This is a genomic window from Cohnella kolymensis (assembly GCF_000829465.1).
GTDB classification, from domain to species: Bacteria; Bacillota; Bacilli; order Paenibacillales; family Paenibacillaceae; genus Cohnella; species Cohnella kolymensis.
Genome location: NZ_JXAL01000028.1, coordinates 15,432 through 41,142 on the forward strand (window position 1 = coordinate 15,432; position 25,711 = coordinate 41,142).

The window sequence follows — 25,711 nt, forward strand, 5'->3', positions numbered from 1 at the left end:
CATGTCGGAAAAAGGCAAGCGTTCCTATACGGTGCCCGTTCTGTTGATTGTGGTTACCGTATTGAGCACGCTGTGCATTATGTTTTACTCCAAATCGCTGCTGCACGATCAAAGAGAGAAGACGGAACGCGGGCAGCGGCTCGCAGAAGGATATAATTATGCGATTATGTTCGCGGAACGCCTACACTCCGGTGCGCAAGGCCTGCTTAACGGTAAGTCGGAGGCAGAGCGTCTTGAAGCAAAAGAGCAGCTGGGTGCGGCCGTCATAGCCGGTGAAGAGGCTGCGGATTTTCTGATTGAAGCTCTTCTCCACGATATGCCGGCGGAGCCGAGAGACAAAGAGAAGAAATCGATTGAAGACTCGATGAGCGCCGTTCTTGAAAGAATACAAACCGCCGGAGAACATGAGGGTGCGCTGACTGAAGAGGAACGCAGTGAGCTCAGCAGGATAGCCGGCACATCTGCGAATATGAGCGAGGCGCTGAATTTGTTTCGCCCGCCGTCAGGGGAAGCCGGATATCGGGAGATGGCAACCGGCGGAGTATGGATCCGACGGGTGCAGGCTTTTAGTGCAATGCTGACTCACCTGGGGAAACCGGAGTGACACCGCATTAAGAAAGCCCTCGCGTCATTTGCAATTAAACCGCTGGCAGCGGCTTAATTCATCCGGCGACGTCATTTCACTGCATTTAAACCACTGACACCGCACAGGAAAGCCCTGACGATTGCTTTTACCGGCAATCGTCAGGGCTTTTTGAATTTACGCTATGAGTTCATTATTTTGCCAGAGCAAGCTCTACTTGTTCCAACAGCATCTTGGCCGCGATGCGGGCGCTGGAGAATGCGCGTTCCGCAAGCTCTCCTTTGCCGGCACAGCCGTCTCCGCAGAAGTAGAAGGGCACGCTCTCCATCCGGTTAGGCAGGAGCCGGTTGCCTGCGACGTTCTTCACGCTTTGCACCATCGCTTTTTTGCTCATCCGCTTCACCGTCACGGCATCGCGCCAGCCGGGATAATGACGGTCGAACAGCGCTTCCATCTGCGCTTGGCGTTCGTCCAGATAGGCCCGCCGGTCGGTGTCTCCGCCGAACGATTCGTCCGACAAATAGGCTACACCCTGCAGAAGCTGGCCGCCTTCGGGTACGAGCGTGTGGTCCGTAGCCGAAACGTCGGTAATAAACATTTTATTATTCATATCGCTGATATAAGAGAACGGACGGTTCACCACATGGCTGAGACCGACGTCATATACAAGCACTTCGGTCGCTGTATTGGCTTCATAATCAGCCATAAACGGCTCCCACGGGGTTCCTTTTAACAGCTTAACTACCTGCTGTGACGGCATGGCGAACACGACTCTGTCGAAGGCTTGCTCGCGGTTTTTCGTAGTCAGCAGATACTTGCCGTTCTCATAACGGATCCCGTCCACACCTTCTTGCACCGCCGTCTCCCAGCGCCCGGATGATTCGATCTTCGCTTTCAATTGATTGGTGATAACCGCCCAGCTTCCGAGAATATAATTCACCGGTTTCTGAGAGAGAAAAAGATTGTGGTAATAGTCGCTGATGACATGACCCGGTACGCGTCGCGCGTCCTCGGGAGAGATAAAAAAGTTGGAACAGACAAGGTGCTCCCACAGCTCTTTCAAATCTTCGTCCTGGCTGGTTTCCGCCAAATAGTCTCCCAGAGTCGGGTATTTGCGAAGCTGGTGAATATTTGCGATCATCGCGCTGATTTCGGCTACGAATCGAACCTTTTGGCCAGCGGAAAGTACATCCGTTTTGACCAAATTGACGAAATCGAGAGGGGCAGGCGTCACCTTTTCCCCTTTTTCGTACATAACCTTGCGTTTGTCCACTTGTTTGCTGGAGAAATTCAAATCCAATTCCTTCTCCAGCTTGGCAATCGTGTGGCGGTCAATGCCGTAAATCGCATGAGCGCCGTAATTTAATGTGAATCCGGATTTCTCATAAGTAAAAGCGCGGCCGCCCCACTGCGGACTGCGTTCGAATACGACGCCGCGCACTCCTGGAGATTGACTCAAATACGCCGCGGCAGTCAATCCCGCCAAACCTCCGCCTATTACTGCCACTTCCATGACCGGTTCCTCCTCTAATGCCATGCCCGTCGAATCCGGGCTCTCTTGATTGTCATGACCGGATTGCGTTTCATTGTTAATTCCGCGCCAGGCCCAATATAAATTGCTGCGAAGCGCCTCTTCCAGATCCGGATGAGCGCCCGCTGCCCAGCTCCATAATGTTCCGCTATAAATATCGTGTAAATAGACCGCTTTCCGCCGATCCTCCAGCCAATGCGCCAGACAGTCGATCAAGGCCGCCGCCAGCTGCTGCTGCGCCTTGCCGAGCAGAGGCTCTTGCCCGCTCATCGAGTAAAGGCTCCTGACCAGCCGGGGGCTGTCGCCGAGAGCTTTGGCCAGCTCGAGCAGCAAGCTGTTAACCCGGCCCGCGGGAGAAGCGCCCTGTGCAAAGGCGCGCTGCGTCCATGCCTCCACGATGGCGAGCTGGCGGAGCGGAAGCTCGCTCAGCAGCTCTTGTTTGCTGTGGAAGTAGTGGTAGAACGTGCCCTTCGACGTGCCGGTCGCCTCTATGATATCGCTTACGGAAACTTGATCGTAGCCGCGCTCGGCGAAGAGACGCAGGGCAGTCTCCACGGCATGGGCTCTTTTCGTACGGGTGGACGCCCGCCAAATAGGAGTTTTCACGTTGCACACTCCCTTTCGTATGCCATTATACGATCGTGCGGAGCCTTTTTCCAATAGAAATTAGACTGCCGGTCTATATTAAAATTAGATTGATTGGCAGGTTGGACGAGCAGGCAGCAAATAAGATATGATTACCTATAAGGATCATTCATTCAAAGGGGTGTTTTTTTCATGGACGATTGCATTTTTTGTAAGATCATTCAAGGAGCGATCCCGTCCACCCAAATTTACGAAGACGAACGGGTTATGGCATTTCATGATATCGAGCCGCAAGCGCCTGTACATATGCTCGTTATTCCCAAGAAGCATATCGCTTCAATGGCTGAAGCGGAACCCGATGACGCCGAGCTGATGGGGCACGTGCTGTTGACCGCCCAGCGCATAGCGCGGGAAGCGGGGCTGGAAGAGACCGGATACCGTATCATTAACAACTGCGGCAAAAATGCGGGCCAGCTCGTATTCCACATTCATTTTCACGTGTTGGGCGGGGAGAAATTGGGGGGTTTAAATTCCAAGGGCTGACAAGCTCATTTTTGACCACTCTCAAGTTGACACCCCCTTTCGAAATCACATATAATGAGGGTTGATAACCGTGTATTGTGGTCTGTTAGCGGAGGGAGGGAAAACAGGTGTCCGAAACGAAAGTACGCAAAAATGAAACAATCGACGCTGCACTCCGCCGCTTTAAGCGTTCCATCGCAAAAGACGGCGTTCTCGCGGAAGTTAAGAAACGCAAACACTACGAAAAGCCGAGCGTCAAGAGGAAGAAAAAGTCCGAAGCCGCTCGTAAACGCAAGTTCTAGGAGGAATCCGCACTCATGAACGTCGCGGAACGTTTGAACGAAGACATGAAACAAGCGATGAAGGACGGGGACAAGTTCCGACTTTCCACGATTCGATTGGTTCGTGCAGCGATCAAAAACCAGGAAATCGAGCTGCGCCGCCCGCTTGAAGACAGCGAGACGCTTAATATATTGAGCCGTGAACTCAAGCAGCGACGAGATGCCCTCCAAGATTTTGAAAAAGCCGGCAGGGAAGACCTGGTAGCTAACGTTACCGGAGAAATTGAGATCATCACGCAATATCTTCCGCAGCAGCTGAACGAAGAAGAAGTCAAAGCTATTGTTGTGCAGACCATGCAAGAAACCGGTGCTTCTTCCAAAGCCGATCTCGGGAAATTGATGGGTGCTTTAATGCCCAAGGTGAAGGGACGCGCTGACGGCAAGCTCGTTAATGCGATCGTCCAGCAATTTCTGCAATGATTCCCATGCGAACGACAGGCACTCCCTGAAAGGGGAGTGCTTTTTGCGTTCGAATGAAACTATAAAGCGATTCGCATCGTAGTAGTATCATAATCTGTGAAAATGTTCGATCAGTGCGCTGAAGTAATTTAATGGCGCATGAGCTGGATAAAGCAGGAGGAATGAGCTTGGTACCTACAGGTACGAACCGGAGAAGGGTTTCCGGGTGGATAGGGAAATTGAGATTACTATTGTTCATCGCGATCCTCGGCATTCCTGCCGCAGGCGCATGGGCCGGCCTGGTCCAGGCGGCGGATACCCCGTCTGCCGGAGCCGTGTATGTGATCCCTGTGAAACAGACCGTTCAGAGCGGACTGTCGTCGTTTCTCGACAGGGCGCTGACGGAAGCCGAGCAGGCGAAAGCTTCTCTCGTTGTTCTGGAAATCGATACTCCCGGCGGCCGATTGGACACTGCCGAGGAGATCGGGCAGCGCATACGTTCGTCCGCGGTTCCAACCGTAGCCTTCGTCACAGGTAAAGCCGCTTCGGCCGGCGCATACCTGGCTTTGAATGCCGGCGATATCGCCATGGCGCCGGGTACGACCATCGGTGCGGCAATGATCGTAGATGCTGCGGGAAATCCGGTGGAAAATCCGAAATACGTTTCCTTCTGGGCGGAGGAGATGAGATCGGCGGCAGAGTTGAACGGCCGTAATCCGGCGATCGCGATCGGCATGGTGGATCCGAAACGTGTCGTGGAGCTGAAGGAATTGGGCGAGACCAAAGAAAAAGGGCAAATTTTATCGTTATCCGCCGATAGCGCGCTAAAGGTGGGCTATTCGGAACTCACGGCCAAATCGACGGATGAAGTGATTGAGTGGAAGGGACTTTCCGACCGCCAGGTCATCGATATGAACCCTTCTCTGGCCGAGAAAATTGCGGAAGTAGTGACGAGCCCCGGTATTTCAACGCTGCTCCTGATCCTTGGAATTGCGGGAATCGCGATTGAAATGCTGGTTCCGGGTTTCGGAGTGCCGGGATTCACGGGCTTGATCGCTTTCGGTCTCTACTTCTTCGGTCAGTCGATTGCCGGCTTTGCGGGCATGGAATCTATGGTTTTGTTCATTCTCGGCATTATTCTCTTGGTTCTGGAGATGTTCGTTCCGAGCTTCGGTATTCTAGGTATACTTGGGATCGCGGCGCTCATCTTCGGAATCACAATGGGGGCGTTTGATACGGGGAACGCATTGCAGTCTCTTGGAATCGCTGTGCTGGTCGCCTCGGTAATCATCCTTATTTTTGCTTATATTTTCCGCCGTAAAGGCATTTGGAACCGGTTCATTCTTCGGGATGAGTTAACGGCGGACCAAGGATATGTGCCTAATGAGGGCCGGCAAAGCTGGTTGGGACAGGAGGGCCTCGCGCTTTCCGAGCTGCGTCCCGCAGGAGTCGCCGAAATCGGGGGGCAGCGGGTGGACGTGGTCACTTCCGGCGAGTTCGTGGAACGCGGCAAACCGGTTCGGGTCATCAGCGCTGACGGAACACGTATTGTCGTAAAGGAATTACAGCAGCCGCAGTCGAAATGAAAGCAATGACGAAATGCCAAATATAACGTCGGAGGTACAAAATGGATACGATCAACATTCAGCTTTTGGTTATTATTGCGTTAGCGGTTATTGCTCTAACGGTTTTTCTGAGCTTCTTCCCGATCATGCTGTGGATTTCAGCATTGGCGTCAGGTGTAAGGATTGGGATCTTCACACTGGTTGGTATGCGCCTTCGGCGTGTTGTCCCCAGCCGGATCGTCAATCCACTGATCAAGGCAACCAAAGCGGGTTTAGGTTTAAACATCAATCAGCTGGAAAGCCATTTCCTTGCCGGCGGTAACGTCGACCGCGTCGTTAATGCTCTGATCGCCGCACAACGGGCAGATATTCCACTGGTGTTCGAGCGTGCCGCTGCGATCGATTTGGCAGGACGCGATGTGCTGCAAGCCGTGCAGATGAGCGTAAATCCGAAAGTCATTGAAACCCCGATCGTTTCGGCTGTGGCCAAAGACGGGATTGAGGTAAGGGTAAAGGCAAGAGTCACTGTGCGTGCGAACATCGATCGGCTTGTCGGCGGTGCCGGGGAAGAAACGATTATCGCCCGCGTCGGAGAAGGCATTGTAACAACCGTCGGTTCGGCGAATTCGCACAAAGATGTGTTGGAAAATCCTGATATGATATCTCGCACAGTGCTGGGCAAAGGCTTGGATGCCGGTACGGCCTTCGAAATTTTGTCCATCGATATCGCGGACGTGGATGTAGGCAAGAACATCGGCGCCCATCTGCAAACAGAGCAGGCGGAAGCTGACAAGCGGATCGCGCAAGCGAAAGCGGAGGAGCGCCGCGCGATGGCTGTTGCTCAAGAGCAGGAAATGAAAGCGCGAGTCGTAGAAATGCGTGCTAAAGTGGTCGAGGCGGAGTCACAGGTGCCGCTTGCGATGGCGGAAGCATTGAAAGGCGGCAAGCTGGGAGTTATGGATTACATGAACCTGAAAAACTTGGAAGCCGATACGCAAATGCGAGGCTCGATCGGACGCCAGGGCGACAACGCGCGCGGAGACGGTGAAGACAAACGCTAAGCCACGTCGGCCTGCCTGCACTGTCGGAAAGGAGTTGACCCATGGAGCGGCTGATATCTTTTTTAATGAGTAACATCGGTTTTGTAATTGTGATCGTGGGGATTATCTATACGATGTTCTTCCGTAAGTCACCATTGGAGAAGCGCCCTAACCGCATGCCTGATTTCGGCGGCGACGGGTTTCCGCGGCCGAGGCGCGCCGGCGAAAGCCGCCCTGCAGCAACCGAAACCCGGCCTGACGGAGAAGCTCCTTCTGCGCGCCCTGCTGTCCCAACTGCGCCCCCGCGGCAACCGGACTGGATGGAGACCAGGGAACCCCGGCCGAGGAGCGAGCAGCGGCAGCAGCCGCAGCGATCGGATCACGGCAGGCCTCAGCCTGTTACCGATCAGCGGCAGCAGCCGGATCGCGGCTGGACCGAAGCTAGGCATGAACAACCTGTGCAGCGCTCTTTATCCGAGGAGCCTAGGGTTACCTTGACTGAGCCTGTACCAATGTCTGTGCATGCGCGGCAAACGGATCACACCGCAACCGGCGGCGAGACAGTTCGAATAGACGAGTCAGTTCGAATAGACGAGTCAGCCTCTGATTCCGCTGTAGGTCTCACTGCACAGGACCTTACTCGCGCGGTTATGTGGGCGGAGATTCTTGGCCCGCCCAGAGCGCGGCGACCGCACCGACGTTAATCCGGTTTCCTATTTTGTTACTCAACACTAAGCGAGCCTCCGGGCTCGTTTTTGCTTTCAACTGCCAATTCACGAATGAAACGGTGGTGCTCACGGTAACCTATCCAAAGTTTATGCTGCGTTGCTAAGGAGTGAAATCAGTTGGCCAACCTGGACAGCGAGCGCATACAGATGAACTATTATGAACGCTCAGACTTGTCGATTCGACACCTGCCGGTGGCGTTCCACGAATGGGAGCAGAAAGCCAGGGAAATTCTTGCGGCCGGCCCTTTCGGATACGTCTACGGCGGAGCCGGGGCGGGCGACACGATGATTGCCAATCGGAAGGCGTTCGAACGTTATCGGATCCGGCCGCGCATCTGCTGCGATATATCGAAACGGGATTTGACGATCCGGCTGTTCGGCCAGAAGCTTCAAGTACCGTTTTTCCTCGCGCCGATCGGGGTGAATTCGATTTTGCATCCGGACGGCGAGCTGGTGCCGGCAAGAGTATGCGCACAAACCGGTGTTCCTTATGTACTAAGCAATGTCTCTTCCCAGCCGATGGAGAAAGTGGCCGATGAAATGAAAGAAGCGGTCCGCTGGTTTCAGCTGTATCCTCCAAAAAATAAAGAGCTGACGCAAAGCTTTTTGGAACGGGCAAAAAAAGCGGGATATTCGGCGATCGTCGTTACGGTGGATTCTACAATGCTGGGCTGGCGGGAAACGGATCTCCGAAACGCTTATCTGCCTTTTTTAGAAGGACATGGCATGGGCAATTATTTTACAGACCCGGTATTTCTGTCACAGCTGAAGCAGCCTCCGGAGGAAGACAAGCAGAGTGCTGTGCTGCTGGCTCTCGACGAGGGCAATAACACATGCTTTACATGGGAGCACTTTGCGGAGATTCGCAAACGAACGGATCTCCCCCTTCTGCTTAAAGGAGTGACGCATCCGCATGATGCGCGGCTGGCCATCGAGCACGGCGCGGACGGGATCATCGTCTCCAATCATGGCGGGCGTCAGCTGGACGGCGCGATCGGCACGCTGGAAGCTCTCCCGGAGATCGTGCAATCCGCGGCCGGCGACGTTCCGATCCTCCTCGACAGCGGCATCCGCAGGGGTGCGGATATCCTTAAAGCGTTGGCGTTAGGAGCATCCGCGGTATTAGTCGGCAGGCCATATGCGTATGCGCTGGCCGCGGCGGGAGAAACCGGGGTTAAGGCGGTCATTGAAAATCTCGTCGCCGAAACGGAGTTCCAGCTGGCCATATCCGGCAGAAGCTCATTGCAAGAAATAGATGCAAGCCTGCTTACTAAGATGTAAGTCCAGCAGCTGATTCCCGCGCTCGTCGGGAGTCGGCTTTTGTTTTGCCTGCGGCCGAATGAGCCTGACCATGCTGCGCTTCATAAAGCGTGGAGCCTTCGCATATGTTGTACGGTAGAGGAGGGAGGGCCGCCGCATGATGCGAGTCAGTCGAAAGCTGCGCAAATGGACTGCAACCATTCTCGACCTGCCGCAGGATGTGGTTTTGGACTTGCCTCGCGTAACGATGATCGGGGGTCTTCAGCTTACGGTGGAAAATCATCGCGGCGTCGTCCATTTCTCACCGGATTCGCTTCGGCTCGCAATGGACGGCGGGGAGATGGAAGTCACCGGGCGGGATTTGGTCATACGCAATATCGGGGCTGAAGAAGTGTTCGTCGAAGGTCAGATCCTGGGTGTGCAACTGCATCCGAAAGGACGGCCTCCCGGATAACTTCGGCTGCTCGTTTTTCACTTTTGATCGGACAGGCTGTGGAGTAGGGGAGGAGTAAGGATGAAGGGAACCTGGCTGGCCGCCCTGCGCGGGTATGTCTGGGTCAAGCTGATCGGGGGCGATCCGGAAAAATTTCTGAATGCCGCAACCGCGCATAAAATCACGCTTTGGAATATCGCTTTCAGTCCGGAGGGAAGGTTGACTTTCGGGGTCACTGTGCCGGATTTTTTTCGTCTGCGCCCTCTTCTTAAACAAAATGGCAGTAAAACTCGTATATTGTCACGGCATGGAGTGCCGTTTCGCATGGCCCGCCTGTCGCGGAGAAAAACATTTGCTGCAGGTATGGTGGGATTCGCGGCGGCCCTGTTCATTCTCTCGACTCTGGTCTGGACCGTGAAGGTTGAGGGAGGCAGCGCCATCCCGGACGACAAAATCCGTCAAGCGGCCCTCGCGGAAGGGATATATGAGTACCAATGGTCATTCCGCCTTCCCGATTCGAAGACGATGTCCGAGCGGCTCGCCCGCCATCTTCCCGATGCCGCATGGATCGGCGTCGAGAAAAAGGGCACGTCGATTATCATCACGGTGATCGACTCCACGAGCGCGGAGGAAAGAGCACTGGAAAGTCCAAGGGATCTGGTCGCCAAGACGGACGCGGTCGTGACCCGGATCATCGCCGAGAACGGCCGGCCGAAGGTGGAACGGAATGATCGGGTGCGCAAAGGCGACGTCCTTATTTCCGGAATACTGGGAGGCGAGGAGCGGAGCAAAGCGGTAGTTTCCCAGGGGAAAGTGATGGGGCTTGTGTGGCATGAATATCGCATCGTGTCGCCGCTCTCGAAAAAAGTAAAAGCTTTACCGGCGCCTCCACCGAGCGGGGCTATCTCGTCATCGGCAGCCGGGCGCTGCAAATATCGGGCTATCGGGGTGAATCCTATTCGATGTCCCAAACCCGTTCCACGCTCCGGAGGGTGCACTTCGGAAAATGGCAGCTGCCTTTCGGAAGGATGCATGAATTCGAAATGGAGGTTCAGGAAAACTCGCAAAAGCTGACCGTCACACAGGCGAAAGAGGCCGGACTTGCACAAGCCCGCGCCGAGCTGCTTGCAATAAGCGGCCGCGACGCGTCGATCAAGGCGGAAAAGATTTTGCATGAACAAACGGACAATGGTAAAGTGGTGTTAACTGTTCTCTTTGAAGTGGAACAGTCTATCGCGATACCGCGTCCCATAGTAATAACACCTACCGATCAGGGGGAATGAGGCTTTTTGTCACAATTGAAACTGTCTGCGAACATTCCATTGCACAATGTGGCGGAAGGATTGGCGCTTTATGGTCCGCAGGACAAGTTCTTGCGGCTTATCCAAGAGCAAACGGAGTCCGTTATCCATACAAGGGATGCGGAGATTGTCATAGAAGGGCCTGAGGAAGAGGTCCGTTCGCTGCACCAGCTGTTCGACACGCTGCTTGAACTCATCCGCGGCGGCCTGCAGCTGACGGAAAGGGACGTGCGCTACGCCCTCGATCTGGCTCGGGACATGAAGGCAGACCAGCTGCTGTCCCTGTTCAAAGGAGAAATAACGACCACATTCCGCGGCAAACCGATTCTGCCGAAGACGCTTGGACAGCGGCATTATGTGACTACCATACGCAAGAAAGATATTGTTTTCGGGATCGGACCCGCAGGTACGGGTAAAACCTATCTGGCCGTCGTCTCGGCGGTTGCCGCTTTGAAGAACGGCAAAGTGAAGCGGATCCTTCTCACACGGCCGGCTGTGGAAGCGGGCGAGAGCCTCGGATTTCTGCCGGGCGACTTGCAGGAGAAGGTCGATCCGTATTTGCGCCCGTTATATGACGCGCTCAATGACGTTCTCGGCGCGGACGGGGTTGCGAAAGCGATGGAGCGCGGCATGATCGAAATCGCTCCGCTCGCTTACATGAGGGGACGAACCCTCGACGACTCCTTTGTCATTTTGGACGAGGCACAGAACACGACACCGGAGCAGATGAAGATGTTCCTTACAAGACTCGGATTCGGCTCGCATATGGTCATCACCGGGGATGTCACGCAGATCGACTTGCCGAAAGGCAAGCAATCCGGATTAATAGAAGCGCAGCGGATCCTCCGGGACATCGAGGAGATCGGCATCGTGTATTTCACCGAGCAGGATGTTGTGCGCCATGCGTTGGTACAGAAAATTATAATCGCCTATAACGAAAACAAAGAATTAACACCATAAGGGAGGAACTGCCGGATGAGTCGGAAAACGAACGGCCCGTCGGGCAATCAGCTGACCTTGCCACAAACGTCGGCAGGATGGAAGCACAGCGCATGGATGCGCTGGCTCCTTCTCCTGCTTTTTGTCTTTTTATTTTATTTCAGCCTTGCGCCGCGCCTCGTTCCGGAAACCTACGATATTACGTTAAACGGCAAAAGCGACCGCGACATCAAAGCGCCTCGCCAATTCGAAGATAAAGAGGCGACGTCCCAAGCGGAGGAGCAGGCCGCCGACAATGTGGGTCCGATTTATCCGATTGTCGCCCTCAAGAATGAAGGGCTGATCGAGAACATTTTTTCACGTATCGAGCAGTTGAACCAGGATGATCTCGCAGAACCGGACAAAGTGGATATTTACCGCCGGGAAATCCCGCAGCTCGTCGATCGTTATGTGGCGAATTTCATTGATGCGAACTCGGGCTCGGAGACTTATTCTTCGGGACTGCTCGCCGAAATGCAGCGGGTGGTACAGGCGCAGAAATACAGGATCCCCGAGGAAACCTTTTATAAGCTGCCGCGTTTCACACCCGAGCAGCTGCTGCAGATGAGGAGCGTCGGCCGCGACGTTGTGCGCAAGCTTATGATGGAACCGCTCACCGAGGCGGAGACGGCGCGCACCAAAGTCGCGGAGCTCGTGAACGGCAGCTCGCTGGCGCTGAAGTCGGAGCGCGAGGTCGTTCAAGAGCTTTCGAGACTCGCCATTTTACCGAATAAGTTTTTCGATAAAGAAGCGACCGAACAGGCGAAAGCGCAAGCGAAGCAGAACACGGAACCTGTCATGATCAAGCAAGGGGCAGTCATCGTGAAGGCGGGCCAGGTCGTCGACGATGAACTCTATCAGTATTTGGACGATCTCGGACTGCTGCAGGAGCGTAAAAACTATTGGCCGCAGCTGGGCGTTCTATTGTTCTCGATATTATTTACTTTAGGTTTGTACGGATATGGTGAACTCACCGCTTCGTCTGATCACAACAAGAGGACGAATATTCATTGGCTTATGCTTTTGCTGATTTTTGCGCTCAACATGCTGTTCATGCACCTGGTTTCGCTGACGCACAGCGAACAGTGGCCGTTCGTCGGCTATCTCGCTCCGGTGGCGATGGGAAGCATGCTGGTGACGCTGCTTGTCGATTTGCATCTGGGTCTGGTCAGCGCGTTCATCTTCACGCTTGTATCGAGCGTTATTCTGAACGTCGAGCAGCAGCATTTGTTCGATTTTCATTACGGGTTCGTAACGGCGGTAGTGTCCTTTACGGCTGCGCTCGCCATTCACCGTGCCAGTCAGAGGTCTTCCATTCTCAAGGCGGGAATTATGGTGAGCTTGTTCGGTTCCGTAGCCGTCCTTGCGATGATGCTCGTAAACCCGCATCCGAACCGGGCCGATCTGATCCAGTCGGTAGCCTTCATGTTCTCAAGCGGGCTGCTTACTGCAGTCCTGGTCATCGGCCTCATGCCGTTTTTCGAAGTGACGTTCGGCATTCTGTCCGCGCTCAAGCTCGTGGAGCTGTCCAATCCGAATCACCCCTGCTGCGCAAGGTGCTCACGGAGACACCGGGCACCTACACCACAGCCTGATGGTGGGGAATCTGTCGGAAGCCGCGGCCGAGGCGGTCGGGGCGAACGGACTGCTGTGCCGGGTCGGATCGTTCTATCACGATGTGGGTAAAACAAAGCGTCCGCTCTATTTTATCGAAAATCAGAACGGTGCCGGTAATCCGCATGACAAGCTCGACCCGAAGGTCAGTGCGTCGATTATTATCGCCCACGCAAGGGATGGAGCGGATATGCTGAGGGCTCACAAACTTCCCAAGCCGATCCGGGATATCGCCGAGCAGCATCATGGAACGACATTGCTGAAATATTTTTATTTCAAGGCAACCAAACTAGCGGAAGAGCATGGCACGGACAAGCAATGGACGGAGGAAGACTACCGTTATCCCGGCCCGAAAGCTCAGTCGAAGGAAGCCGCGATCGTCGGAATCGCCGATTGTGTCGAAGCAGCGGTACGCTCTCTGAATCATCCGACCGTAGACCAGATTGAAGGTATCATCTCTAAAATTATAAAAGAGCGTTTGGACGACAATCAGTTTAACGAGTGTGATTTGACGCTGCGGGAATTGGACAAAATTGCGGAGACACTCAAACAAACCGTCATCGGCATGTTTCATTCGCGAATCGAATACCCCGATGACAAAGAGATGAAAAAGCTGAAAGAAGCAAAGGAGAAGCGACATGACGCTGAGCTTGGAATGGGTCGATGAACGGGAAGGCGGCGCCGGTGAACGGGAAGAGAAGTGGATGGACCTGCTGGAAAAGCTGCTTAACATTGCCGGTGAGAAAGAAGGCATTACGAACGGGGTCGTTACGCTTACGTTGACCGATGATGAAGGCATTCGCGAGCTGAACCGCCAGTACAGAGGCCTGGACAAGCCGACCGATGTATTGTCTTTCTCGCTCAAGGAAGGCGAGGAGCCGGATATTCGGTTCGAAGGCGAATACGAAGCCGAGGAAGAAGGACAAGAAGGCTGGAAGGACGAAGTGAAAGCAGAGGATCCGTTCGCGGGCATGCTCGGCGATGTCGTCATTTCCGTCCCTCGCGCGGAAGCTCAGGCCCAGGAATACGGCCACAGCTTTGAGCGCGAGCTGGGCTTCCTGTTCGTGCACGGCTTCCTGCATTTGCTTGGCTATGATCACGACGAGAACGAGCAGGAGCGGGCGATGTTCGGCAAGCAAGAAGAGGTGCTGAAGGAAGCGGGGTTAACGCGGTGAGCGGCGGGCGTTCGCACTGGGTGCATTCGTTCCGTCACGCGATTCAAGGAATTGCGGAAGCGCTGCGAAGCGAACGCCATATGCGGTTTCATATGGCAGCGGCCGCCTTGGTCGTTGCCCTGGCTCTCGCGCTCAAAGTGCCCCTGACGCAATGGCCTTGGCTGTTTGCGGCGATTGCCGCGGTGTGGACGTCCGAGCTGATCAATACGGCCATTGAACGGACGGTGGACCTGGCCTCGCCGCAAACTCACCCGCTGGCCAAAACAGCCAAGGACGCGGCGGCAGGCGCCGTGTTGGTCGCCTCGCTGTTCGCCGCCGCAATCGGCTGTATCGTGCTGGGTCCGCCATTGTGGAAATTATGTTTCGGATGACGGATTGCGCGGAATTCATTCATTTTCCTATAGTTCGTATCTCAGGAGGCAATCATATTGAATATCGATCATCTTTCTCTTACGGTAGAACAGCTTCTGGAAGCGGCCAAGAAGGCGCGGACGAGCGCTTATGTCCCCTATTCAAGCTTCGCCGTCGGTGCGGTGGCGCTCGATTCGGAAGGGCATTTGCATCACGGCTGCAATGTGGAGAACGCCGCGTACGGGCCGACGAACTGCGCCGAACGTACGGCATTGTTCCGCGCGGTGGCGGACGGCAAGCGTCCGGGCGCGTTTCAGGTCGTTGCGGTCATCGGCGACACGCCTGAGCCGATCACCCCTTGCGGCGTATGCCGCCAAGTGCTGGCGGAGCTTTGCGCGCCGGAGATGCCTGTCGTGCTGGGCAATATGAAGGGTACATACCGAATCACAACCGTAGAGGAATTGCTGCCGGGCGCATTCACATCACGGGATCTCCACTCTGCCCAAAGCTAACTTTTTCCCACCTGAGGAGTGCCGCATATGAAAAAAGGATTTAAATCCGGCTTTGTGGCCATTGTCGGCCGTCCCAACGTCGGCAAATCAACACTGATGAACCAAGTGATCGGTCAGAAAATCGCCATCATGTCCGACAAACCCCAAACGACCCGCAACAAGATTCATGGCGTGTATACCACTGAGGATATCCAGATTGTCTTTCTGGATACGCCCGGTATTCATAAGCCGAACTCTAAGCTGGGCAATTACATGATGAAGGCTGCTGAAAGCGCGTTAAATGAAGTGGATGCGGTGCTGTTCCTGACGGATGTCACCGAATCGCTCGGCGGCGGCGACCGCTATATCATCGAGCAGCTCAAAAAGGTGAATACGCCTGTGTTTCTTGTGCTGAACAAAATTGATAAGATTCATCCAGAAGCCATCCTGCCCGTTATCGAAAAATACCGGAAGCTGCTTGATTTCGCGGAGATCGTGCCCGTGTCCGCGCTTCAGGGCAGCAATGTGAATGCGCTTTTGGAGCAGTTGTCGCGTTACTTGGAAGAGGGGCCAATGTATTATCCGGCCGATCAAGTGACCGATCATCCCGAGCAATTCGTATGCGCCGAGCTGATCCGTGAGAAAATTCTGCAGCTGACGCGGGAAGAGATTCCCCACTCCATTGCGGTGGAAATTGAAAGCATGGGTGCCGGAGATAACGGTGTCGTGAATATCGGAGCCGTCATCTATGTGGAACGGGACTCCCAAAAAGGGATTATTATCGGCAAGAACGGAGCGTTCCTGAAAGAAATCGGCAAGCTGGCGCGGCAGGACATGGAACGGCTGCTCGGTTCCAAAATTTTTCTGGAGCTATGGGTGAAGGTGAACAAAGATTGGCGCAATCGCGAATCTGTGCTGAAATCACTGGGTTTCCGTCACGAGTAATTCATTGGCAAAAAAAGTTGTCAGGGATATGAAGAGAGGGTCAGGACATCCTAACCGAGGAAGAGAAATTCACTTCCGTCGGAGAGGATGAAGAGACGCTGTGCGTGATTTTACGTGGCAAGTGTTTACGCAAACCGGCGATGTCGAAGCTTATCTGCTATACAAGGAAGTGGGTCAACTGGACGCCGCATCGGAACTTGGTGCGGACGGTGTGACAGAGGAACAGGACGTGAATTCCGGGAGCGAGGAAGGATAGCCGATGCTCTATCGGGTGGAAGGAATCGTGATTCGCAGTACGGATTACGGTGAGGGCAATAAAATCATAACCCTGCTTACGCCTAGTTACGGCAAGCAGGGTGTTGTCGTACGCGGGGCGAAAAAAGCGAAAAGCCGGCATGGAGCTTTGGCGCAATTATTTACATATGGCGAATTCTCTTATTACAAGTCCGGCTCACTCGGGACTTTGAACAGCGGGGAAATCATCGAATCGTACCGTGAGCTCCGTGAAGGTCTCGAAGGCCCGGCGTATGCCGCATATGCGGCTGAATTGACCGACCGCGCGATCAACGACGACGAAGCCGCCGCTTACTTGTTCCATCAGTTCAAAGCATGCCTGACCGCTCTCGCGGAAGGCAAAGACAAGCAAATTGTCGTGCGGGTTTATGAGATGAAAGTGATCGGCGCCGCGGGTTACACGCCGGTGTTGGACGAATGCGCGAATTGCGGCAGAACGCAAGGGCCGTTCCTGTTCAGCCCCCAATCCGGGGGCGCGCTGTGCGGTAATTGCCGGCATAAGGATCCGGCTGCGCTCGAACTGGAGCAGCCGGTCTGGAAGCTGCTGCGATTATTCGCGGACATGGATTTGCGCCGCCTGGGCAGCGTAGCGGTGAAAGAGAGTTCGAAACGGCAGCTTCAATTGGCGCTGCGTCGTTGGATGGACACGCATCTGGGTTTAAATCTGAAATCGCGCAATTTTCTCGATCAATGGGAGAAGTACGGAGATTTGCTTGGGCAGCGCGAGGCGAAGCCGGCCGAGCCTCCGGAAGCGGGAGACGGAGCGGTTTGACATCGCCCGCCGCGTCCGATAGAATGTCATCATAATTGAATTTACAGTTCTCTATGAAGGAGAAAGTAGCCGATCGCCGTCGGCAGGCGCAGCGAGCCGGGGATAGTGCAAGCCCGGAGAGACGGATCGGTGAAAGGGCGCTCTGGAGAGACATGGATCGGAAAGAGGAGGGTTTTCCTTCCGCGCCGGGTTAAGGCGGTTAAGGAAAATCAAGTAGGGTGGAACCGCGGGAACTTCAGCTCCCGTCCCTATGTCTGCCAAGGCGGACGTGGGACGGGGGCTTTTTATATTGTCTTCGGAACTGCCGCGATTACCGCAGCTGAAAGTTGTTCAATATTCTCACGGTCAAAGGAGCGAATAACTATGAATTTTCAGCAAATGATGCTGACGCTGCAGCAGTTCTGGGCGGAACAGAACTGTATCGTCGTACAGCCGTACGACACCGAGAAAGGCGCGGGAACGATGAATCCGATGACTTTCCTCCGTACGATCGGCCCTGAGCCTTGGAATGTCGCCTACGTGGAGCCTTCCCGCCGTCCGGCCGACGGCCGCTACGGGGAGAATCCGAACCGGCTTTATCAGCATCATCAGTTCCAAGTGATCATGAAGCCTTCACCGGACAACATTCAAGAACTTTACCTGGAAAGCTTGAAGCGGCTCGGCCTTGATCCGGCGCACCATGATATCCGGTTCGTGGAAGACAACTGGGAAGCCCCGACGCTGGGTGCCTGGGGACTCGGCTGGGAAGTGTGGCTCGACGGCATGGAAATTACCCAGTTTACTTACTTCCAGCAGGTGGGCGGCATTGACTGCCATCCGGTAGCGGTGGAAATCACCTATGGTATGGAACGCCTGGCATCGTATATTCAACAGAAGGAAAACGTATTTGACCTGGAGTGGGTTCAAGGTGTGACATACGGAGACGTGTTCAAGCAGCCCGAATATGAGCATTCCAAATATAGCTTCGAAGTTTCGGACGCCGCCATGCTGTTCCAATTGTTCTCGACTTACGAGAGTGAAGCGCAGAGAACGATGGAGCAGAATCTCGTATTCCCGGCATACGACTATGTGCTGAAATGTTCGCACGTGTTCAATCTGCTGGACGCGAGAGGGGCAATCAGCGTAACCGAGCGCACCGGATATATGGCCAGGGTTCGTAACTTGGCGCGCCAGGTCGCTGCAACCTATTTGCAGGAACGGGAGCGGCTGGAATTCCCGCTGCTGAAGAAAGGAGCGGAACAGCATGCCTAAGGATCTGCTGCTGGAGATCGGCTTGGAAGAAGTGCCTGCCCGCTTTGTGCGCGGCGCTATGGAGCAATTGAAAGAGAAAACGGAAAAGTGGCTCGCCGACACGCGATTGGGTTACAAGGAAGTAAAGGCCTATGCCACCCCTCGACGGCTCGCTGTGCTGGTTGCCGGACTTGCGGAGAAACAGGAAGACATCAATGAAGAGGTAAAGGGACCGGCTCGCAAAATCGCGCTGGACGAAACCGGCGGCTGGAGCAAAGCGGCACTGGGATTCGCCCGCAGCCAGGGTGCCGACCCGGATTCGTTGTTCTTCCGCGAATTGGGCGGAGTGGAATATGTGTACGCGAAGAAAAGCAGCATCGGTGCCGAAACTTCATCGCTGCTGCCGGACGCTCTGCCCGCTCTGATAACATCTATGACATTCCCCAAGAATATGAGATGGGGCAGCTACGATCTTCGTTTTGTGCGTCCGATCCGCTGGCTCGTCGCTTTGTACGGTTCGGATATCGTGCCTTTTGAAATCACAGGAGTGGCGACCGGAAATGTATCGCGCGGACATCGTTTTCTGGGTGAGGACACTGTCGTTGAACAACCTTCCGTATACGTCGACCGGCTGCGCGCTCAACATGTAATCGCAGACATAGAAGAGAGACGGAAAGCGATCATGGAAGGCATTCGCAGCTTGTCGGAGGAACGCGGATGGAACATTGCGGTGAAAGACGATCTTCTCGAAGAGGTCTTGTTCCTTGTGGAAACGCCGACGGTTCTAACAGGCTCGTTTGATCCGTCGTTCCTGCACATTCCGCAAGAAGTACTGATCACGTCGATGCGCGAGCATCAGCGTTACTTCCCGGTGCTGGATGCCGAGGGCCGCTTGCAGCCTCATTTCGTTACGGTGCGGAACGGAGACAGATTGTCGCTTGACGTCGTAGCTAAAGGCAACGAGAAGGTGCTTCGCGCCCGTTTGTCGGACGCTAAATTTTTCTACGAAGAAGACAAGAAGCTTAAAATAGAGGACGCTTCGGCGAAACTGGAGAATATCGTGTACCACGAGGAGCTCGGTACGGTAGCGGACAAAGTGAGACGGATCCGCGCGATTTCCGATCGTATCACCCAGCATTTGCGCGCCGATGAAGAGGTTCGTACGGCCGTCAGCCGTACCGCCGATATTTGCAAATTCGATCTTGTTTCGCAAATGGTCTATGAATTCCCCGAGCTGCAGGGAATTATGGGAGAGGATTACGCCCGGAAGGCGGGCGAGCGCGAGAGCGTAGCCCGGGGCATCAACGAGCATTACTCGCCCCGCAACGCGGGAGATCGCCCGGCGCAGTCGCTTGTAGGCGCCATTGTCGGGATCGCCGACAAGATCGATACGATCGCCGGCTGCTTCTCGATCGGCATTATTCCAACCGGATCGCAGGATCCTTATGCGCTTCGCCGGCAAGCAGCCGGGATCGTCAGCACGCTGCTCGCTCATGACATGGAGCTTACGCTGACAGATCTGTTCAAGATCGTCTTGGAGGTTCATGCGGAAAGAGGGCTGAAACGGGAAGCTTTCGATATCACGAAGGAAATGCAGGAGTTTTTCGCTTTGCGGATCAAAAACGTACTGGCCGAGCTCGACGTTCGTTATGATGTGATTGACGCGGTGCTGGCAGCCGGGTCCGAGGATGTCCGCCGCACCGTGCTGCGCGCAAAAGCGCTTCAGGACGTTACGGCAGAGGGCAGGAAGGCCGAGTTCCGTCCGGCGGTTGAAGCCTTTAACCGGGTAGCCAATCTTGCGGCAAAAGCGGACTCCCGTCAGGTGGATCCGGGATTGTTCGCGGATGCCGCGGAAACCCGCCTGTATGAAGCTTGGCAGCAAGCGCACGGCAAATTCGTCAAACAATATAACGAAGTCCGGATGGAAGATGCTTTGGCGGCGCTGTCCGCGCTGAGCGAACCGGTGGCGGCCTTTTTTGAAGCCGTCATGGTTATGGCCGAAGACGAGGCGGTGCGCCGCAATCGACTGGCCTTGCTCGGCCTGATCGCCGACGATGTGAAAACTTTCGCGGATTTTTCCAAGCTGGCAGGTTAACGAACATACGGAAGGAGCAGCCGTTATGTCACAGGTTAGCGTAACTGTCTACGTGGTGTCCGATTCTGCTGGAGACACGGGAGAGCTTGCGGTCCGTGCGGCCGCGGCTCAGTTTCACCCCATGGCCGTGCACATTCGCAGAGCCGCTTTTATCCATACGCGGGAAGGGATAGACGCCGTTATCCATGCGGCCGAAGCCGATCAGAGCATCATCCTGTACACACTGGTCATCCCGTTCTTGCGTGACTATATGGTTGAACAAGCGGCCAAAAGGAAGTTAACGGCGATTGATTTATTGGGCCGGCTGATCGACAATCTCGAAAGGACGCTGGGGCGCGAGCCTCGCCATGAACCTGGACTTAATCATGCCTTGAACGCCGCCTATTTCCGCAAAGTGGAGGCCGTTGAATTTGCCGTCCGTTATGACGATGCACGGGACGTTACCGGCATACTCAAGGCGGATATTATCCTTGTAGGCGTATCCAGAACGTCTAAAACTCCTCTTTCTATGGTCCTGGCTCACAAAACTTTCAAGGTCGCAAACGTGCCGCTCGTGCCGGAACTCGTTCCGCCGCGCGAACTGTTTGCCGTACCTCCCGCAAGGTTGTCGGTTTAACGATTAATACCGACGCTCTGAATGCGATACGGAAGGAACGTCTGAAAGCCTTGGGGCTTCCGGATACGGCTCCGTATGCGACGCCGGAACGGATCGAGAGGGAACTTGAGCACGCCCGTCAGGTGATGGATAAAATCGGGTGCGTCGTAATCGACGTGTCGAATAAAGCGGTGGAGGAAACCGCCAGCCTTATATTGGAGCGATTCCAGCGGTAAACCCTCAGGTGTGGGATCGCGCAGATGTCGAAATGGATATGTTAGTGTCGAATAACAGTTGGTGTATATAGTACGTAGCGGGATGAAATTTTCCGGGAGGAAGGCAGGATTTCGATGCCTTTTATCGTATTATTTTAGTACGGACAATTTGTGGCGGAACGTGTGGTGATGTCGATGAATTTCGCACGACGTCGTGTTGTGGTGGATGGCGACGCTTGTCCGGTAAAGGCGGAAATCGCCGCAACGGTGCTGGAGTGCGAGGCGACGGCGCTAATGGTGTCCAGCCACGCTCATGTTCTTGTGCCTGGGCCCTCTGTGGATGTCGTTACGGTAGATGCGAGCGACCAATCGGCCGATCTGTATATCGCGAACGTTTTGAACAAACAAGACGTATTGGTGACCGGCGATTACGGGCTGGCGGCCATTGGACTTGCGCGCGGAGCAGCGATATTGACCCCGCGGGGCCGCGAGATCCGCGAGTCCGACATCGACGCCTTGCTGGAGCAGCGCCATCACTCAGCGCGTCAACGGCGGGGAGGCAAGCGCACCAAGGGTCCGCCTCCGTTCACCGATGAAGATCGCATCCGCTTCCAACACAAACTGAGAACACTATTGCGAGGGATGCAGGAGAATTAGGTCTTTTGGCGAATTGTATGATGTGCAATAATGCGGCCGACAACGAGAGATTACGCCGGAAGATAGGTCGTTTGCACCAGAAAGTTTAGGTGGCATTACATGAATTACGGCATGATACCCCAGACGGTCATCGATGAAGTTCTGCGCCGGCATGAAATCGGTGAAACGGTAGGCAGATACGTTCATTTGACCAAAAACGGCAAATATTTGAAGGGTCTCTGTCCGTTTCATTCCGAGAAAACACCGTCTTTCACCGTGACGCCGGAGAAGCAGATTTTTCACTGCTATGGCTGCGGCAAAGGCGGCAACGTCATTAAGTTCGTTATGGAGATGGAAGGGGAAACCTTTCCTGAAGCGGTGAAACAGCTGGCTGAGGAGGCCGGCATCCCTGTGACATGGGCAGTGCACGGCGGCGAAGAGCCTTCGCCTCAGCAGAAGGCAAAGCACACGCTGCTGGAAGCTCATGAATATACCGCCAAGCTGTACCATTATTTGCTTCGCAACACCGAAGCGGGCAAGCCGGCAATGGAATATTTGCGCTCGCGCGGCTTTACCGACAGTCTGATCGAGGAATTCGGACTGGGCTACGCTCCGGCTAGATGGGACACACTGACCCAAGCGTTGAACCGCAAAGAGTATGTGCCGGCTCAGATGGAAGCCGGGGGACTTCTTTCCCGGAGGCAAGAGGGTGAAGGCTGGGTCGATCGGTTTCGCGATCGGGTCATGTTCCCGATTGAAGATGCCGGCGGACAAATAATCGCTTTTGCCGGACGGCTGCTGTCGGACGGCCAGCCGAAGTATTTGAACTCGCCGGAAACGCCTTTGTTCAACAAAAGCCGCACACTGTACAGGCTGCACCAAGCCCGGGCCGCGATGCGCCGGACGCGCCAGGCGGTACTTTTTGAAGGGTACGTCGATTGCATTAAAGCTTGGTCGGCGGGTGTGCATAACGGCGTCGCCACGATGGGCACCGCACTGACGGCCGAGCACGCGGCGGTGCTGAAGCGTTTTGCCGATGAAATCGTGCTCTGCTACGACGGTGACGACGCAGGACAAGCTGCCGCACATAAGAGCATTCCGCTGCTGGAAGGGGCCGGATTCCACGTCCGGGTAAGCGTTCTGCCGAATCGAATGGACCCTGACGAGTTCATTACGAATCACGGGCCGGGCGCTTTCGTAAGAGAATATATTGAAGGAGCGGTTTCTGCAGTCAAATTTCAGCTTATATATTTAAGGAAATCCCATATACTCCTAGAAGAAGATGGGAAGATTCGGTATTTGCGCGACGCGGTCAAGATTGTGGCGCGACGAGAGTCTCCAACGGAGCGGGAGCTGCTGCTGAAAGAGCTTGCCCAGGAATTCGGCGTTTCGCTGGATACGCTGAAGCAGGAAAGCCTGGAAGTACGCCGGCAGGAGAAATTGGGCAATACCGGGGATATTCCGGCCGGATCGTGGAATAATGTATGGAATGAAAAGAGATCTTCATCCAAGCATCCGCCCTTGCTGCCCGCTTATATTAAAGCGGAGCGTCAGCTGTTGTCGTGGATGATGTCGGATCGGGATACGGCAAGTCTGGTTCAGAACCGTCTCGGGGACGAATTTCACGTAGAGGATCACGCGGCTCTTGCTGCTTATTTATATTCTTATTACGCTCAAGGCAACGATCCGGATGTCGGCCGTTTTATTTCATTTTTACAAGATGACCGCTTGGAACGCGCCGCCAGTGCGATTGCTCTGGAGGACATCCCGTTCGACGAGCGGGTTGTGGAAGGTTATCTTCGCTCTGTCAGCCGGGCGCCGCTGCTAAGGGAAATAGACCGGAAGAAGGAAGAAATGCAGCGGGCGATGCGAACCGGAGACAATATGGAAGCCGCAAAAATTGCAAGAGAGATCAGTGCCCTGGAACAGCAGTGCAAACAGCTATAATGCGCAGGCTAGTCAGGGAGGAGGGAGTCGGAAATGGCGAACGATCAGCACACAGAGACGGAATCGACGCTGGAGCAAGTCAAAGCGCAGCTTATGGAACAGGGCAAGAAGAAATCGGCCTTGACCTATAAAGACATTATGGAGAAGTTGTCTCCATTCGACCAAGACCCGGAGCAGATTGACGAATTCTTCGAACAATTGGCGGATCAAGGGATTGAAGTCGTGAACGATCACGACGAAATCGGACGCCACGGTCATGGTGAAGAGGAAGAGCGAGAGCGCGACGAATTTAACTTCGACGACGATCTGTCGCTTCCGCCGGGAATTAAGATTAACGATCCCGTCCGTATGTACCTGAAGGAAATAGGCCGTGTGCCGCTGCTGGCCGCAGATGATGAAGTCGAGTTGGCCAAGAAGATCGAGATCGGCGGACCGGAAGGCGAGGAAGCTAAAAAAAGGCTGGCCGAAGCCAACCTGCGTCTGGTTGTCAGCATTGCCAAACGTTACGTGGGCCGGGGGATGCTGTTTCTCGATCTGATTCAAGAAGGCAATATGGGTCTGCTGAAGGCAGTCGAGAAATTCGATTACGACAAAGGCTTCAAATTCAGTACGTATGCCACTTGGTGGATCAGACAGGCGATCACCCGGGCGATCGCGGATCAAGCGAGGACGATCCGGATTCCGGTGCATATGGTAGAGACGATCAACAAGCTGATCCGCGTGTCGCGGCAGCTTCTGCAGGAACTCGGGAGAGAGCCCGCGCCTGAAGAAATTGCGGAACAGATGGAACTGAGTGTAGAGAAAGTACGAGAGATTATGAAAATCGCGCAGGAGCCTGTCTCTCTGGAGACGCCGATCGGGGAAGAAGACGATTCCCATCTGGGCGACTTCATCGAGGACCAGGAAGCCTTGGCGCCGGCGGACGCCGCTGCGTATGAGCTTTTGAAAGAGCAGTTGGAAGACGTGTTGGACACGCTGACCGAACGGGAAGAAAATGTGCTTCGTCTTCGTTTCGGGCTGGACGATGGGCGGACACGCACTTTGGAAGAAGTGGGCAAAGTGTTCGGTGTCACCCGCGAGCGTATTCGGCAGATCGAAGCCAAAGCTTTGCGAAAGCTTCGTCATCCGAGCCGCAGCAAGCGGTTGAAAGATTTTCTCGAATAAGGATAAGCTCATTTCCAGTAGAGACCTTTCGCCTTAACGGTTGAAGGTCTTTTTCTTCCAATCGTGCAAGGGGGAAAACGTCGGCATGGCTGCTTTGGACGATGATAAGCGGAAAACGATTGTGAATGAGATTGACGTCTGGCGCCGCGGCAAACTGCTGCCCGAACAGTATTGCGATTTCTTGCAAAATTTATATTTGGATGATCTTAATGAGCGTCCTAAAGGGATTGTGGGTGCCGCGGTACAGAAAATCGGACAGGCATCGGTCAAGCATTGGCTTCTTGTATTTGTCAGTTTTGCCTTGATTTGTATTATTGTTCTTCATTTTAGCGCGTTTCCAGCGGCATTGCAAATCGCTATTACCGGAATCGTCACAGCGGCTTTCACAGGGCTTGGTGCATGGTTGAGGGAAAAGCAGCCGCTCAAGGGCTTGCTCTGGATCTCGGCCGCTATGATCTTTTTGCCGGTTGCCGGATTGTCCGTACTCGTCCTGCAAGATTGGGATGCACGCGCCGGGCCTGCAGTGCTGCTGGGCATATGCGCGCTCGTGTGGATCTGCTGCGGTGTTTTGCTAAGGCTCTCGCTTCTGCACGCAGCAGGCTGGGTAGGTCTCGTCATTCTCTACGGAGCGCTTTTATCCGATCGTTTGCCGGACCCTAGTCTGCTGGAGGTGCAGATATTCTGGCTTCCCGCAGCGCTCTTGTTCGGCTGGTTGAGCTGGTTTTTGCATGTCCGTTACAAGCCGGCAGGTTCGGTGTTTTTCGCGCTGGCGCTCATCTTGTGGTTCATGCCGGAAGTTTACTCAGCGTTGCTGGATATTCATCCCGACTGGATTCAATTACAATTGTTGTGCAAGATTGCGGCTGCAGGAGTCGGTTTGTTCCGATTGAGAAAACAATGGATGGAATGGGTTGCTTAATA

At 54.5% G+C, this 25,711-nt stretch carries 25 protein-coding genes and 2 pseudogenes; 26 read left to right on the forward strand and 1 reads right to left on the reverse strand.

Features of this window, described 5'->3' with window-relative positions; genetic code table 11:
- Position 1 precedes the first annotated feature (1 nt).
- A complete protein-coding gene (locus SD71_RS18340; RefSeq protein WP_041066491.1) occupies positions 2–604 on the forward strand; it encodes a hypothetical protein in 603 nt (200 codons plus the stop codon).
- Positions 605–776: 172 nt separating this feature from the next.
- On the opposite strand, the gene SD71_RS18345 is transcribed toward SD71_RS18340, so the two are convergent.
- A complete protein-coding gene (locus SD71_RS18345; protein ID WP_235427234.1) occupies positions 777–2,720 on the reverse strand; it encodes an FAD-dependent oxidoreductase in 1,944 nt (647 codons plus the stop codon).
- Between the two features lie 171 nt (positions 2,721–2,891).
- Here SD71_RS18345 and SD71_RS18350 point away from each other — a divergent pair, with 171 nt between their 5' ends.
- The 25 genes and pseudogenes from SD71_RS18350 to SD71_RS18460 all read left to right on the forward strand — a co-directional run bounded on the left by SD71_RS18350 (position 2,892) and on the right by SD71_RS18460 (position 25,709).
- Entirely contained in the window at positions 2,892–3,242 is a 351-nt protein-coding gene (locus SD71_RS18350) for a histidine triad nucleotide-binding protein (RefSeq protein WP_041066494.1), read from the forward strand.
- Between the two features lie 107 nt (positions 3,243–3,349).
- Positions 3,350–3,523, forward strand: a complete 174-nt coding sequence (gene rpsU, locus SD71_RS18355; RefSeq protein WP_005547957.1) for a 30S ribosomal protein S21 — start codon at positions 3,350–3,352, stop codon at positions 3,521–3,523.
- Positions 3,524–3,538: 15 nt separating this feature from the next.
- A complete protein-coding gene (locus tag SD71_RS18360) occupies positions 3,539–3,982 on the forward strand; it encodes a GatB/YqeY domain-containing protein (protein WP_041066507.1) in 444 nt (147 codons plus the stop codon).
- Between the two features lie 218 nt (positions 3,983–4,200).
- A complete protein-coding gene (locus tag SD71_RS18365) occupies positions 4,201–5,547 on the forward strand; it encodes an NfeD family protein (protein WP_235427235.1) in 1,347 nt (448 codons plus the stop codon).
- Between the two features lie 41 nt (positions 5,548–5,588).
- Entirely contained in the window at positions 5,589–6,587 is a 999-nt protein-coding gene (gene floA / locus SD71_RS18370) for a flotillin-like protein FloA (RefSeq protein ID WP_041066509.1), read from the forward strand.
- A gap of 41 nt (positions 6,588–6,628) precedes the next feature.
- Positions 6,629–7,270 (forward strand): hypothetical protein, encoded by a 642-nt coding sequence (locus SD71_RS18375; RefSeq protein ID WP_041066512.1) that lies wholly within the window; start codon positions 6,629–6,631, stop codon positions 7,268–7,270.
- A gap of 171 nt (positions 7,271–7,441) precedes the next feature.
- A complete protein-coding gene (locus SD71_RS18380) occupies positions 7,442–8,575 on the forward strand; it encodes an alpha-hydroxy-acid oxidizing protein (protein ID WP_041066623.1) in 1,134 nt (377 codons plus the stop codon).
- A gap of 136 nt (positions 8,576–8,711) precedes the next feature.
- On the forward strand, positions 8,712–9,008 hold the full coding sequence (yqfC, locus tag SD71_RS18385) for a sporulation protein YqfC (RefSeq protein ID WP_041066515.1): 297 nt from the start codon (positions 8,712–8,714) through the stop codon (positions 9,006–9,008).
- Positions 9,009–9,068: 60 nt separating this feature from the next.
- Positions 9,069–10,270, forward strand: a pseudogene (gene yqfD / locus SD71_RS23250) (sporulation protein YqfD).
- Positions 10,271–10,276: 6 nt separating this feature from the next.
- On the forward strand, positions 10,277–11,248 hold the full coding sequence (locus SD71_RS18395; RefSeq protein ID WP_041066517.1) for a PhoH family protein: 972 nt from the start codon (positions 10,277–10,279) through the stop codon (positions 11,246–11,248).
- 15 nt (positions 11,249–11,263) lie between these two features.
- Positions 11,264–12,952 (forward strand): hypothetical protein, encoded by a 1,689-nt coding sequence (locus SD71_RS18400; RefSeq protein ID WP_326998789.1) that lies wholly within the window; start codon positions 11,264–11,266, stop codon positions 12,950–12,952.
- A complete protein-coding gene (locus tag SD71_RS26060; RefSeq protein ID WP_326998790.1) occupies positions 12,861–13,547 on the forward strand; it encodes an HDIG domain-containing metalloprotein in 687 nt (228 codons plus the stop codon). Before SD71_RS18400 ends, SD71_RS26060 begins: the two co-directional genes overlap by 92 nt.
- Positions 13,519–14,055 carry an rRNA maturation RNase YbeY gene (gene ybeY / locus SD71_RS18405; protein ID WP_041066520.1) on the forward strand — a complete coding sequence of 179 codons (537 nt, stop codon included), beginning with the start codon at positions 13,519–13,521 and terminating at the stop codon, positions 14,053–14,055. The genes SD71_RS26060 and ybeY overlap by 29 nt, the downstream gene beginning before the upstream one ends.
- The gene (locus tag SD71_RS18410) at positions 14,052–14,426 is read left to right on the forward strand and encodes a diacylglycerol kinase family protein (RefSeq protein WP_041066523.1); all 375 of its coding nucleotides are present in this window, start codon (positions 14,052–14,054) and stop codon (positions 14,424–14,426) included. Before ybeY ends, SD71_RS18410 begins: the two co-directional genes overlap by 4 nt.
- Positions 14,427–14,483: 57 nt before the next feature.
- Entirely contained in the window at positions 14,484–14,918 is a 435-nt protein-coding gene (gene cdd, locus SD71_RS18415) for a cytidine deaminase (protein ID WP_235427236.1), read from the forward strand.
- A gap of 27 nt (positions 14,919–14,945) precedes the next feature.
- Positions 14,946–15,842: a GTPase Era gene (gene era / locus SD71_RS18420; protein WP_041066525.1), complete on the forward strand. Its 897-nt coding sequence runs from the start codon at positions 14,946–14,948 to the stop codon at positions 15,840–15,842.
- Positions 15,843–15,942: 100 nt separating this feature from the next.
- On the forward strand, positions 15,943–16,098 hold the full coding sequence (locus tag SD71_RS23255) for a YqzL family protein (protein WP_082034335.1): 156 nt from the start codon (positions 15,943–15,945) through the stop codon (positions 16,096–16,098).
- 3 nt (positions 16,099–16,101) lie between these two features.
- Positions 16,102–16,908 (forward strand): DNA repair protein RecO, encoded by an 807-nt coding sequence (recO, locus tag SD71_RS18425; protein WP_052476394.1) that lies wholly within the window; start codon positions 16,102–16,104, stop codon positions 16,906–16,908.
- A 363-nt stretch (positions 16,909–17,271) separates the two neighbouring features.
- Positions 17,272–18,159 (forward strand): glycine--tRNA ligase subunit alpha, encoded by an 888-nt coding sequence (gene glyQ, locus SD71_RS18430; RefSeq protein ID WP_041066527.1) that lies wholly within the window; start codon positions 17,272–17,274, stop codon positions 18,157–18,159.
- Entirely contained in the window at positions 18,152–20,233 is a 2,082-nt protein-coding gene (gene glyS / locus SD71_RS18435) for a glycine--tRNA ligase subunit beta (protein ID WP_041066530.1), read from the forward strand. Before glyQ ends, glyS begins: the two co-directional genes overlap by 8 nt.
- A 25-nt stretch (positions 20,234–20,258) precedes the next feature.
- Positions 20,259–21,064, forward strand: a pseudogene (locus SD71_RS18440) (pyruvate, water dikinase regulatory protein).
- Positions 21,065–21,238: 174 nt separating this feature from the next.
- The gene (locus SD71_RS18445; RefSeq protein WP_082034349.1) at positions 21,239–21,700 is read left to right on the forward strand and encodes a YaiI/YqxD family protein; all 462 of its coding nucleotides are present in this window, start codon (positions 21,239–21,241) and stop codon (positions 21,698–21,700) included.
- A 99-nt stretch (positions 21,701–21,799) separates the two neighbouring features.
- On the forward strand, positions 21,800–23,626 hold the full coding sequence (gene dnaG, locus SD71_RS18450) for a DNA primase (protein WP_041066536.1): 1,827 nt from the start codon (positions 21,800–21,802) through the stop codon (positions 23,624–23,626).
- 33 nt (positions 23,627–23,659) lie between these two features.
- Entirely contained in the window at positions 23,660–24,790 is a 1,131-nt protein-coding gene (gene rpoD / locus SD71_RS18455) for an RNA polymerase sigma factor RpoD (protein WP_041066539.1), read from the forward strand.
- Positions 24,791–24,875: 85 nt separating this feature from the next.
- Positions 24,876–25,709, forward strand: coding sequence for a hypothetical protein (locus tag SD71_RS18460; protein ID WP_052476395.1), 834 nt, complete (start codon positions 24,876–24,878; stop codon positions 25,707–25,709).
- Positions 25,710–25,711 lie beyond the last annotated feature (2 nt).